Below are 13116 nucleotides of genomic sequence, written 5' to 3' on the forward strand. Positions count from 1 at the left end.
AAATGTAAGGAAGCCTTTGTTGCCAGACGACGCCTTTTACCTTGCTGGAACGGTGGTGTAGCACGGCACCCCAATAAGGGGCGGTTTAGAAGCCAAACCCAACTGTCAGCTGCCACAGGTTGGAGCGCGAAGACGTAACATCGGTGAGTTCATGCACATCCTGAATGATGCGTTTACTCAAGCCACCTTCGTGCCGAAGATCAAGCTGCATACCGGCCAGTGATAAACCGATCCCAGCCTGATAGCCCAACTGCGCTTTTTTCGCGGTCTGGTTGAAAGGCTGGGTCGTGTATTCCTTGAAGGATGCTTTCAGATTTCCACCGAGTACGGGAAGCGATGCCATTGGGCCGGCGTTGATGCGAAGCGGCCCCAATCGGAAACCAACCAATACCGGAAGGTCTATAGTGCCAACTTTTACCGGTACCGAGAGCGTTTCGAGTCCCTGGCGAATGATGTCGAATTTGCCGCCTTTTACCGAAAACAGCACCTCCGGCTGGATAAAAAACCGATTGCCAAATCGGGCGTACAAACCGCCGGTAAGCCCCGTCGTGCGGGCATCATTCTGTTGAAAAAAATCATAGACAATCTGACCACCATTTAAAACCGGCAAACCGCTCATGTCGAGCCGGGGTGTTTGGTACGAGAGGTCGTTCAGCCTGGAAAAATTGGCCCCAACTTTCAGACCCAGAGAAAAGCGTTTGGACGATGATTGCGCTTGGGCCATTGACGCGCCGAGCAGGCAGCAGACCGCAAAAAAGAAGAGGTTCCGGATGTTCATGGTATTGTTGTTCGTAGCGATTCGTTCCCTAAAATTGCGGGCTGAGCCTGGTTGTAGAAAGGAAAATCCGGATGGGCCGGACGAACAACCGTACAAATTGTAACAAAAAAGGATTGAATCGGTATTCGGGGGAATGGCAGAACCAGGTGGAGGCCGGTGCCGCAACTTTTGACGTTACTACACCAGTCGTATTTGAAAGCGCCCCTCATTTGCCCAGCATCAGGGACTCTATTCGTTGCTGTATCTGATCAACCGGGGCTTTAATTGTCAGGTAAGTGTGTTTTTTTGCCGACGTTCTTGCCGGTTTCCATTCGTTATGGCCATCCGGTGTGACGGTACAATGGCCGTTTGACTCAACTCCAAAATACGGCTTGGTCCCTTCCACCGCTTCCAGAACGGCGACCTGGTCCCAGCTGGCCCGTCCTTTGAAAGCATTGTACTGCTGATACGCCTGATAAACCGGACTGGATGGCGAGCAACGCGCTTTAAACGATTCGCCCCCGGTGACTAGCATATTGCCAACTTCCCAGCCTGCAAAGGTGACGGGCAAAGTCCAGTGAGTCAGACAGAAAACCGTTGATGCGGGATCGGGACGGTAAAAGTTCGCTTCTTTTCCCTGCGGAAACTGGCCGCCCATGCACGACCAGCGGCTGACTTTTCTCGCAACCAGCTGTTGCCCCGTCAGCGGACTGATGGCGTCGGCGGGTGAGTTGAGCAACCGGCTCAGACTCGTCAGGTGCCCAATGGTAATAATCACAACGCTATGGTCGGGCTGGCTGGCGAGCAGACGCCGATAAACCACCGTCGATTCCTCCGCCGTGCGGTTGGTGACGCGGTGCGGAAAATGTTGCGCGATTTGTTTCGTATAGCGGGAAAAAGCCTTCAGCGAATCGCGCTGGCTGACGCCAATGGGAATGTCTTTCCGCCCAAACCAGGTATTGATGGCATCGGTACAAGCCGCACTGTATTCTTCGTCGCTGGTGACAATAACGCCCAGAATCCGGGCTTTTCGGGTTTGTTCGTAAGTATGTAACATCGCCAGCGCCCCCACATCGTCCACATCCGAATCCATGTCCGTGTCCAGAATAACCGGTACGGTTTTTTCAACGGGCGGAGCCGGCACGATGGTGCTCATGCTGAAGAGGCAAAGAATTCCCAATATCCCGAATAGATCATTCATGCGTGCTAAAAAAGCTATTCTGTGTCCAAATGAAGCCCTTTTGCTGGAAAAGAGACGCACGGAACGATTCTAATGAATTGGATTTTGAAAACCGGATTTGCCAGACTAACTTTCCCCTCGTCAAAATCGGTAGATCAGCTTACTCAACTTATGAAAATTACGTTTGAAACGACGCCCAAAGAGGTGGAGATTGTCCAGGCGGTTCTTACCCGGCTGGTAAATGAGTTAAAAGGCCGCCCCGACGCGCTGGCCAAATGGGAGATCAATCAGGTGGATCTGGGGCGGATCGAACGGTTTCGGGATGCGCTACAGGTAACACCCCTAACGGAGGAATAGCCCGTTCATTGGTAACATATTTTGCGAAGCCAAAAAGAAAAGTTTTCTATTTCTCGTTTAGGAGAAAGGAAACATCCCAATGGCATTCACACATGGCAGATCAACCCAGCGGCTGGCTGAGCAAATTAAGCAACTTGTTAGTACCACCCAGTCGACCCCAGAATCCTCCGAACAACAGGGCGACCAACACCCAGATTCTGGGCGAATTGGTGGCCTCCTTCGAAGACTCCATCGAGCGGGAGTCGGTTGGTTCCAGCATGCTATTCAATGCGCATTTTCTCATTATTCTGCACCCGGATGTTTATGAAGAGCGAGAAAACGCCTTTCCAGTAATCGTCAACGAAGCGGTCGGTGCGTTTCATGCGGTTATTAAAGCGCAGCGAGAACGGTTTTCGAACGTGGCTCCCGTCGCTTCCAGCTGGTTCTTCAAGTTTGGCGGAGGGCGGGAGTTTGGGGGCGAACCGGTGGAACCGTCGGATGTGAAGGTGGTTGGGGCGCTGACCGGGATTCTGCCGGGCAATGCACCCGTAGCCGCATCGGATAGCGTGCGGGTCACGCGCCGGGTGCAACAAACGAACCGCTACGAAAAAGTAGACATCGATCAGCACATGTTTCAGCACATCGATTTCCGCGAACCGGGTGCGTTTGTGGTCAAGTTTGCGTTTGAACCAGCGGCCCCAGCTACCAAACGTTCGGTCGTCGCCGAAACCGTTGCCCGCAACGCACCGGCTTTGCCCCGAACCCATGCTTCCGGCCTTGCCCAGATCAACTACTACGTCGCTGAACTGAACAAGGAAGCCACGTACGCGATGCGCGACCGGGAGGTGGTGGTGGCACGGAAAGATACCGACAACCAGCATTTCCCCAATTACCTGCTGGTCGAATCGGCTTATGTATCCAATCCGCACGCCCGGATTCGCTTCAACGACGAACTGCAGGCTTTTCAGATTGCCTCGTTTAGCCGTAACGAAACCCGGGTCAACGAACAACTGATTCCCCGCAGCGAACCCGCCAATCCGCAGTGGCATACCTTACCGGACAAAGCGCAGATTCTACTCAATAGCATGGTTACGCTCAACTTTCAACGCCTTGTCTAGCCATGATGGATACGCTGCTTGTCATCCTTTTGCTGCTGTTTGTGGGGTTTCTGGTCCTCCGGCATTTTCAGGATTTACCCCGGTAACGGAAACAACCTCCTTTTTTGAGGGTTGCTTTGGTAAAGGTTTCATTCATTAGTTCCCTGTTTTTGGAATGAGTTCGTTACAAATCGCCGGACAGACAGACGTTGGCCAACGCCGACAGGATAATCAGGATACCTTCATCAGCTCGACCATCTGGTCCGATACGACGGCCCTACTGGCAGTTATTGATGGGGTTGGGGGCTACGCCGGGGGCGACCGCGCTGCGGCCATTGCCCGGGAGTCGATCGAAAAATACATGACCACACCCAACGGCGATCCGTTGTCCATGCTGCGCGAAGCGGTCGTATTTGCCAACAACCAGATTCATCAGCAACGACAGGAGAATCCGCAGCTGGCCCAGATGGCGTGTGTATTGACGGCGGTTGTGGCCGACAGTCGGTTGCAGAAACTCTACTTTGTGCACGTGGGCGATACACGCCTGTACCGGTTCCGGGGCGGAGTGCTCGAAAAATTGACCCACGATCATTCGCTGGTTGGTATTCGGGAAGATGCCAATGAACTGACCGAAGCCGAAGCCATGCGGCACCCGCGCCGGAACGAGATTCTGCGCGATGTGGGTTCGCTGGTGCACCGCGTCGACGATTCGGATTTCCTGGAATCAGGCGAAACGGATTTCGAACCGGATGATGTGCTGCTGTTATGCAGCGATGGCCTGACCGACATGATTACCCAGGCCCACATCACAACGGTTTTTAACCAGAATCAATCCCTCAACGCCCAGGCTGCCGAACTGATCCGGTTGGCCAACGAACAGGGCGGAAACGATAACATCACGGTGGTACTGGCGAAAAACACAACGCCCGTTCAGGGGCGTTCGGCGGGAGCGGCAAAAACCGGTCACGGCGTTTCGCCAAAACCTTCAAAAGAACCAGGCGCGGAGAAAACCGCAACTGAGCCGTCCAAACCGGGCAAGTCCCGTTCGACGGGGGTCTGGATTTTGCTATTTTTACTGCTGGCTGGCGGCATTGCCGGGATTGTGTGGTATCAATACCAGCCATCCAGCCTGCATCATGAAGCTCAGATGGACCGGTCAAATACCATTGCAGACCCCGCGGAGGCTGCCGCCCAGCAGCAGAATGCCCGGCTGGATTCGCTGATGCAGCAGGCGCACCGGAGCAGTGATCACCAGCTGACACTGCCGGCGGATACGTTTCGAATTGAGCAACCGCTGGTGCTAACCGATTCGTTGCTACGGATCGTGGGCAATAGGCCGCTAACGGTCATCCTGCCCGCAGACACGGCTCAGGCACGGGTGGCCCTGCGGGTGACGCGGTCGGGGCCCGTACTCGTCGAAAATATCCTGATCAGCGATTTTAAAACCGGAATTGAAACCTCGCGGGAAACGAAGATACAACTCTCCAATGTGTACTTTCGCGGTGTAGAGGTTCCCGTTAGTGTGGCTGTTCGGCAAGATACGTTTCGGAATGTGCTATTCGGGGTGTCCGTACAAAATTTACCAGAATCTACCCAACCCCCTCGTCGTTGATGTCCACGATCCGATTTGATACCCGTTTTCCCGGTTACGAAGTGCTGAGCGAATTAGGTCGGAGTAACGCCCGTGTACTGAAAGCACGCCATTTGGCATCGGGTGATCTGGTGGCCATCAAGCACTTTGCGCTCAACACCGATGCCGAAACGCTCCGGCGGTTTCAGCGTGAATCGGCCATCATGACCAGCATTGCCCATCCCAACGTGGTCAAGATCCGGGAGGTACAGCTGGAGGCTGAGCTGCCGTATATCGTGATGGAACTGATCGAAGGGGGGAGCTTGAAAAACCTCATTACCGGTGAAAACCGCATCAGCATTCCGACCATCATCCGGGTGGGGTTGCAGATGGCCGAAGCCTTCAAAGCCATTCATCCACAGGGAATTATCCACCGAGATGTCAAGCCCGAGAATATTCTGTACCGGCCGTTGCCCAGCGGGGAGCTGCATTTCCTGCTGACGGACTTTGGCGTGGCCCGGTTGCATGAACAATCGAGCACGCTGACGGGGCAGTCGCTCATGACGTACGAATACGCGTCGCCCGAACAGTTCAACGACCCAAAGGGAGTCAATACCGCCACGGATTATTATTCCCTGGGCATTGTGCTGTACGAATGCCTGCACGGAAGCGTTCCGTTTGCGTTAGCCGATCATTCGGGCATTGTGACATTCATGAACAAAGTGCTCAATGATTCGCCACCTGCGCTGACAGTAACCAATCAGGACCCGACGCTGGTGCCGTTTACGGAGCTGCTACAGGGTTTGTTGCAAAAAAACGCGGCTGATCGGTTGAGTGATCCGGACGAATTGACCTGGCAGCTGAAGCAGGCTGAGCTGAATTATTTACAGGCCAGCCGGACGGGATTTGCGCCCCGTAAAACCGTACCGTCTCCGAACGTTCCGGTCGTGGATGTAGACCCGCCCCAAGTGAACAGAACCGCTTCTGTGCTCGTCGAACCGGTCGAAGCAGGACACCTTTCCGAATCCGCTTCACCCCCCCAATCGTCGGGAAGCGGACTGAAGTGGACGGTTCTGGTGCTGATCATTTTGCTGGGTGGTGCCGGGTTGTATTACATGTTGACCGAGTTGCGCTCCAAACCGTTGGGCGATGGCAGCACGCAAACACCGGCTGATTCCGTCAGCGGTTTGGTGGGGGAGACCAGCACGGCGATACCGGGAACATTGGCCAAAACCGTCGAAGATACCCTACAACAGTGGCAGGCCAAAGAAGCCCAACGGCGTGAACAACTCCGGTTGCAGGCCATTGCAGCCGCCAAGGCACTCAACGTAGAAATCATCGACTACAACGTCGGCTTGCTGGGCGGCATCAAAAACGTGCGGCTTCAGCTTAATAATCCGAGCGATATACAGTTTCCGTCCATTGCGGTTCAGATTAGCTATTACAAGGACAAGGGGGGACTTTATAAAACCGAAAAAATCTTTTTCAACAACGTTAAGCCCAATTCGTCACCCGTTCAGTCGGCGCCAAACAGCGACCGTGGAACCCGGGTCAGCTGCAAAATTCTGAAGTATGATTTGCCCCGGGAGCTGGATTCGGCGATGAATATGGTGCCTATTGACTCCTTAAATTAAGTGGCGATGCCAACTGTAAGTGTTAACACACATTTTCCGGGATACGAAATCATCGGTGAAATTGGCCGCTCCAACGCCCGGGTGCTGAAGGCCCGGCATGTGGCGTCGGGCGATCTGGTGGCTATTAAGCATTTTGCGCTCAATACCGATGCCGAAACGCTCCGGCGGTTTCGGCTGGAATCAGAGCTGATGACCAATATTCGGCATCCAAACGTGGTCAGTGTTCGGGAAGTAGCGCTGGAGCTAGCTATGCCTTTTATCGTGATGGAATGGATCGAAGGCGGCAGTTTACGGACGTTGCTGACTGACAAAAAGCACCTGGATGTGCCGGCAACCATCCGGCTGGGGCTACAGATGGCCGAAGCATTCAAGGCCATTCACCCGCAAGGCATCATCCACCGCGACATCAAACCCGAAAATATTCTATACCGCATTCTGCCGAGTGGCGAATACCACTTTCTACTGACGGATTTTGGGGTAGCCCGGTTGCGTGAGCAATCGCAGACCATGACGGGCCAGTCGCTGATGACCTACGAGTATGCGTCGCCGGAGCAGTTTGACAACCCCCGCGGTGTGGATGTGGCTACCGATTATTATTCGCTGGGCGTCGTTCTGTACGAATGCCTGGCGGGGCGGGTTCCATTTTCCATGACCGAAAATGCGGGGATGGCATCCTTTATGAACCAGGTGCTAAAAACCGTTCCGCCCGCGCTGGTTACCGCAGAAACCTTCGTTCCGCCCAGCCTGGAAGCCCTCATTACCACCATGCTGGTGAAAGATCCGGCCCGGCGGCTAAGCGACGGCAATGAACTGCGCCTGTTGCTGGGACAGGCCAATGTAGAGCAGTTGCAGGCCAGCCATTCCGGCGTTCGTCCGGCGACTGTACCAAACCGAACGATGGCCGCTCCAACGCCCGTTGTCACCCCAATCGAGTCCGAACCCGTTTTTTACGAAGAGGAACCAGCGGGTGGCATCAACTGGGCGTGGGTAACCGTGGGCACGCTGGTCGTGGCTGCACTGGTCGGATTATTCTTTTTTTACCGGAGCCAGCAGACTACAACGGGTTCGGAAACCGTTCAGGATTCAACGGGCGTCGTGCTTGACTCGACAAATGCGGAGGTGATGCCCGCCGATACCAACCTGAATGAGACGGAGGGGATTCCGTTGGAAGAACCCGCTACGGATTCCGTCGAAGTAGCTCCGGTAGCACCGGCTGATACAACAAACCGCACACCGTCGTCGACGCCCGATTCTGTCACTACAACCCCGGATTCGACCCGAACCGCTAACTAAAAGGGTTGCTAACTTAGTTCGTAACGAATGAAATCAGCTCCTGTTTCACCCGGCCGCGCGTATCTGGTCGGAGCAACGATTATGTTGCTTCTGCTGTTTATCCGGCTGTATATCAATTTGCTCCCCGGATTAAATCAAGCCGAAGCGTCGCTGAAAAACGGGCGTGCCCTGGCGCTAACATCGGGTGTCAAATCGGCCGCCATTCAGCGCCTTTTGACCACGGGTAACTATTACACGGACGAAAAAGACCGGTCGCTGGTGGCTGACTCGCTGGCGGCCAAACTAGCGCAGGGCGGTTCCCTGGAAAACCTGGGTGCTATCAACAAACGACAATTTTCGGTGCGGGCTCCACTGCCGTGGCGTAGTTCGGTGGGTGGGGCGGATTTTCAAAGTCGGCTGCAATTGTCCCGTCAGCAGATGGGGTTTGACTCGGTACTTTACGTCCGGGAGCGCACAAATCCGAAAGCCTATGCGCCCACGCTGGCAGTTGGTGGCGGAAACCGTTCCATCGCGGGGCGGGTCACGCGGGAAGAACAACCGATGTCGGGAGTTCTGGTGCAACTGAAACGCCACATCACCACTGCTCAGCCGGATACATTACAGGATCGGTTTTTTTACACCCGCACCGACGCCGATGGCCGGTTTTCCTTTACCGGGCTGAAAGCCGACTCGGCCTACAGCGTGGTGGCGCTCAAACCTGGGTTTGAGTTTGGGACGCGTCGCGGAACGAGTCAGCTAACGAGTGATCAATCGTACCAATTCGCGGCCCGCCCGCACCAGATTCGGCTCATTGGCTCCGTTGTGTACGGTCAATTAAAAGCCGATCAGGCGCTGGTCGTTCGATCGCCTACGACTTTTACGTGGCAGTTTTGGGGCATTGTTGCCCTGTTTGTGCTGGCTTTCTGGGCCGTGCAGGGCTTTTGGTCACTTCGGGGATTTCAGTCCGATTCCATGCTGCTTTCTGTGTTGATGTTGCTAACCGGCATTTCGGTGCTGACTTTGCTGGCTATTCAGGATCCGTTGCAGGATACGCTCTATGCCTGGCAAACGCTACAGGGCGTGGGCATTGGACTGGTTGGGATGACGGTTTTATCGCAACTGAACATTGGTCGTTTTTACGCCGACTGGCGGTTTGATGCGTTGTTTGCTTTTGTAAACCGCTCCTCCGTCCGGCTATCCGGCTGGACCTGGCTGGTGTTGGCGATTGGACTGGCGGTTTTGACGTTACTTCTGGGAACGGGACCGGAAGGCAGTGGGGTTCGCGTCAATCTGTCGCTGTTTGGGCTGACATTTCAGCCCAGCGAAATCACCAAATACTTGTTGCTGCTGTTTTTTGCCGGTTTTTTTGCTGCCAACGAACAGCAACTTCGGGAGCTGCCCGATTTACGCTGGCGGTTTACGGTCAGTTTTGGGGCGCTGGCGGGCGCGGGCCTGCTCATGTTGCTGTATTTGCTATTGGGCGATATGGGTCCGGCCCTTGTGGTCTGTTTTACCTTCTTACTTTTTTACAGCATCGCTAGGGGCAATCTGGCCGTTACGCTGGCTACGGGCGTGGGCTACGGTTTGGCCCTCTGGCTGCTGCCCGGCTGGCTGGCATTGCTGCTGAGTTTCGGTGTATTGGTCGGCTACCTGTTTTGGCGGGGCGATGCCCGTTCAACGACGGGCCTGGGTTGGGCGGCTCTGCTGACGGAAGCGCCGGTGCTTTTGCTGTTGATCATGGCGATGTTTTCTTTCGGTGATCTGCTGCCTTACGTGGGCGACCGGCTGGCCGATCGGAAAGCCATGTGGCTGAGCCCCTGGAACAACGACGTGTACGGCGGTGATCACCTGGCGCACGGTTTCTGGACGTTGGCGTCTGGGGGCTGGACCGGGCAGGGACTGGGCAAAGGATTTGCGGCTGCCATGCCTGCTGCGCACACCGACATGATTCTGCCGAGCGTTGGCGAAGAACTGGGTGGGTTAGGTCTTATTGCCGTCTTTCTGTTGTTTGGTATTCTGCTGCACCGGGTTTTCCTGCAAGCTCGTAGAGCGGGACAGCCGTTCAGCTTTTTCCTGGTGGCCGGTATTGCCATCGCAACAGGCGTGCAGTTTTTGATCATTGCCGGTGGGTCCATTGGCTTGCTTCCTTTGACGGGAATCAGCGTGCCGTTTCTGAGTTACGGTAAAATATCGCTTATTTTTAATCTGACCGCAATGGGGGCGGTTTTCAGTGTCGCACACCGACCCGGTCAGCTGGCGCAACGTCAATACCTGGAAAAACATTACGATGCGGTATTGATGGCCGGTATTTCGGGTTTTCTGATCGGGGTCGTGATTCTGATTGGACGGCTGATGCCGGTTGTTGGCTGGCGAGGGGAGGAGTACATCGTGCGGCCTGTTCGGGTGGTAACGCGTTTCGGCGATCCGGTTTTTAGTTACAACCCCCGCATCGAGCGCCTGACCCGTAAACTGGCTTCGGGTACCATTTACGACCGCAACGGGTTGGTGCTAGCAACGAGCTCGCCGGAAGTAGTGGCTCAGCAGTCCGGGCGCCTGCAACAAAGCGGCCTCCAGTCGGACAACGTCAATACGCTTGTGCAGAAACGGCTGCGACGGTATTACCCGTTTGGTGAGCACCTGTTTTTCTGGGTGGGCGATCTGAACACGCAATTGTTCTGGGGACAAAGCAACGGGTATTATGCGGAGGCTGCACACTTCAGCGAATTACGCGGTTTCAACAGCCGCCCGCGCAAAACCGATCTGGTTACGACCGAATACCGGGCCGACCGTTTCAGCCGACCCGTGCAGCAAACCCGGACATTGACGGTTTACGACTACCGAGAGCTGGCCCCGGCGCTGCGAGCTGGCATCGACAGCCGTGAGGTGGAAGAGCGCAAGGCGCAAAACCGTGATTTGCAGCTCAGCGTCAATGCCGAACTGCAGGTGGCGCTGCAAAAGGGGCTGGCCACGTCGGAGTACCGCGACCATCGGCTTTCGGTGGTGGTGCTGGATGCGACTTCGGGCGATGTGATGGCGTCGGCGATGCACCCGTTGCCCAACCTGAAGACGCCCGAGCCGATGCTTCTGGGTGATCGGGATCGGTTGAAACTGCCTTACCTGGTTACGGAGCGGGATTTGGGGATGACCTATCCGTCGGCCCCGGGCTCCACGGCTAAGATTCTAACAGCGATGGCCGCGTTTAACAAACTGGGGGCTTCGGCATCCGGCGTTAGTTACCCAATTACCTGTCAGGAGATTATCCGGCGGGGTGCCCGTGAGTCGGAGCCCTGCGGAGAATTCGTGGATATGAAACGGGCTATCGTCCGTTCGAGCAATGTGTATTTTATCCGGCTGGCGAACGAAAATAAACTGGATGACCAGCTCGCTGATCTTTACCTAAAAACCGGGATGAACGTCGATCTGGTCGGCGGTTATTCGTACACGGATACGCATACCGATCCGGAGCGCAAGCTAATTCGCCAGCACTGGCGTGACTCGTCTTTCGTGGTCCGGCGGCAGCTTTACCAGAGCGATCGCTATCCCCGGCGTTACCGGGGTGAGTTTTCGGGATTGGCCTGGGGGCAGGGCAAACTTACGGCTACGCCTGCGTCGATGGCCCGGATGGCCGGAGCGATTGCTAATCGGGGCGTGTTGCAGCCTTCGCGGTATGTGCTGAATCAGGCCGGAAAACCGCAACCCGTTGCCGAAGGACAGCCCGTTGGCCGGTCGAATTATGCGGATCAGTTGGAAGAGTTTATGATCGAACAGTCGAATCCGGGTGGTGGTCGCAGCAAGATCAGCGGGGCAAAGGTCGCCGGGAAAACGGGAACGCCCGAACGGATTGTATTGGGGGAGAAGCGAAACGACGGATGGTATGTATTCTTCACGCCCACGCCCGACCGGCGGTCGCATACGGTGGTATGCGTCCGGATCGAGCTGGGGAATTCGTCGGCTGATGCGGTTCAGCTGGCCAATACCGTTGTGGCACCGATCCTGCAAAAACGAGGTTATTTAGGAAGTTTTTAATCAAAACCGTGAAAGGTTATGGGCATTCTTGAAACCGTTAAAAATCTGTTTGGCTTTGCATCGACTTCCACGGCTTCGACCAACATGCCGGTTGAACGCGAAATTGCGTCCGAAACGCCAAAACCGAAGCCGTCGGGACCTCCGCCCGCGGCCCAGCGACGCAATCAGATCATGCGGTTTGTGATCGAAAAGCTGCGGGCGTACCAGAATGAACCCGAAAACGCACCGATTGGGCTGCGGCTGTTTGTGTTGTGCGAAACCGCTGAAGAAGAAGAGGTCAATCGCGTTGCCTTGTGGACCAATCAGCCCGGAAAATTCCAGCAGGAACTCAACCGGCAACTGGCCGACAATTACATCAGTTTGCCTAAAAACTGGCAATTTACGGTGGCGTTTTTTCGGGATGTGTTACCGGAACATACCTACCGGGAGGGCAATCTGGCACTTACGGTGCTGGATCCGAAAAAAGCCGATGGACCGGTTCAGTTAGCCGTGATTAAAACGCTGGTTGGGCAGACGGAGCAGCCCGAATACGAACTGGATCCCACCCAGAAAACCATGTTTTACATGGGGCGGGGGAATTCTACCCAGACGGCATCCGGCCGGGTACGAATCAATGATATTGTCATTCTGCACGACGATGACCCCGGTTTTGATCCCCAGAAAGGTGCTGGAAACCGCGCCGTGAGCCGCGCCCATGCCACGATTCAGTACAACCCCAATCAGCGGAGATACGCGCTGCTGGTCGATCCGGGCGGCTTACCGGCCAGCGGTAACAAAACCAAACTCATGCATCCAGACAATACCATTGAGCGGGCGGATATTGCGGGCATGACGTATCCGCTTCAACACGGCGACCAGATCGAATTGGGTGGAGGAGTGACGCTGTTGTTTGAGCTTCGGTAAATGAAGCCCGGGCCAAACGGGTTATTCGTTCTCGAACAATTCCACGTTGGTAACGGCCCATTCGCCCGCAATCATCGGCAGGCCGCGCAAAACACCCCGGTTGTTGGTGCAGATCAAATACAGATCGCCGGACTGGAAGATGGCCACAATCGTTTCCCCGGACGTGTCGGACGGTTTACCAACGGTTTCGGTCAGGCTAAATCCGTTGTCGTCGAACGTGATGGAGTAGATGCGCTGGTCGGTGGTTTCGTAACGGTGTTTCTGCATTGATTTCCGCAGAATGCCGTACACTTTTTCGGCTTCATCCGGATTTTTGGTAGCGGGAACAAAGAATTTCATGG

General features: G+C 55.2%; 10 protein-coding genes. 7 read left to right on the forward strand and 3 right to left on the reverse strand.

What is annotated here, in order from left to right; genetic code table 11:
- Positions 1 to 85: 85 nt before the first annotated feature.
- Both ACYVH9_RS22005 and ACYVH9_RS22010 read right to left on the reverse strand, forming a co-directional pair.
- Positions 86 to 778, reverse strand: a complete 693-nt coding sequence (locus tag ACYVH9_RS22005; protein ID WP_460638566.1) for a porin family protein — start codon at positions 776 to 778, stop codon at positions 86 to 88.
- A 205-nt stretch (positions 779 to 983) separates the two neighbouring features.
- A complete protein-coding gene (locus tag ACYVH9_RS22010; RefSeq protein ID WP_460638567.1) occupies positions 984 to 1913 on the reverse strand; it encodes a nucleoside hydrolase in 930 nt (309 codons plus the stop codon).
- 195 nt (positions 1914 to 2108) lie between these two features.
- Between ACYVH9_RS22010 and ACYVH9_RS22015 the strand changes: the two genes are divergently transcribed.
- The 7 genes from ACYVH9_RS22015 to ACYVH9_RS22045 all read left to right on the forward strand — a co-directional run bounded on the left by ACYVH9_RS22015 (position 2109) and on the right by ACYVH9_RS22045 (position 12775).
- Positions 2109 to 2294, forward strand: a complete 186-nt coding sequence (locus ACYVH9_RS22015) for a hypothetical protein (RefSeq protein WP_460638568.1) — start codon at positions 2109 to 2111, stop codon at positions 2292 to 2294.
- A gap of 92 nt (positions 2295 to 2386) precedes the next feature.
- Positions 2387 to 3391, forward strand: a complete 1005-nt coding sequence (locus ACYVH9_RS22020; protein WP_460638569.1) for an FHA domain-containing protein — start codon at positions 2387 to 2389, stop codon at positions 3389 to 3391.
- A gap of 154 nt (positions 3392 to 3545) precedes the next feature.
- Complete coding sequence (locus ACYVH9_RS22025; RefSeq protein ID WP_460638570.1) at positions 3546 to 4982, forward strand: PP2C family protein-serine/threonine phosphatase; 1437 nt, start codon at positions 3546 to 3548, stop codon at positions 4980 to 4982.
- Positions 4982 to 6574, forward strand: coding sequence for a serine/threonine protein kinase (locus tag ACYVH9_RS22030; protein ID WP_460638571.1), 1593 nt, complete (start codon positions 4982 to 4984; stop codon positions 6572 to 6574). The genes ACYVH9_RS22025 and ACYVH9_RS22030 overlap by 1 nt, the downstream gene beginning before the upstream one ends.
- A 6-nt stretch (positions 6575 to 6580) precedes the next feature.
- The gene (locus ACYVH9_RS22035; protein ID WP_460638572.1) at positions 6581 to 7867 is read left to right on the forward strand and encodes a serine/threonine protein kinase; all 1287 of its coding nucleotides are present in this window, start codon (positions 6581 to 6583) and stop codon (positions 7865 to 7867) included.
- 27 nt (positions 7868 to 7894) lie between these two features.
- Positions 7895 to 11872 carry an FtsW/RodA/SpoVE family cell cycle protein gene (locus ACYVH9_RS22040; RefSeq protein ID WP_460638573.1) on the forward strand — a complete coding sequence of 1326 codons (3978 nt, stop codon included), beginning with the start codon at positions 7895 to 7897 and terminating at the stop codon, positions 11870 to 11872.
- A gap of 18 nt (positions 11873 to 11890) precedes the next feature.
- Positions 11891 to 12775, forward strand: coding sequence for an FHA domain-containing protein (locus ACYVH9_RS22045; RefSeq protein ID WP_460638574.1), 885 nt, complete (start codon positions 11891 to 11893; stop codon positions 12773 to 12775).
- A 21-nt stretch (positions 12776 to 12796) separates the two neighbouring features.
- Here ACYVH9_RS22045 and ACYVH9_RS22050 read toward each other — a convergent pair whose 3' ends face one another.
- On the reverse strand, positions 12797 to 13114 hold the full coding sequence (locus ACYVH9_RS22050) for a hypothetical protein (RefSeq protein WP_460638575.1): 318 nt from the start codon (positions 13112 to 13114) through the stop codon (positions 12797 to 12799).
- Positions 13115 to 13116: the final 2 nt, after the last annotated feature.

The sequence above is a fragment of the Larkinella harenae genome (assembly GCF_054780515.1).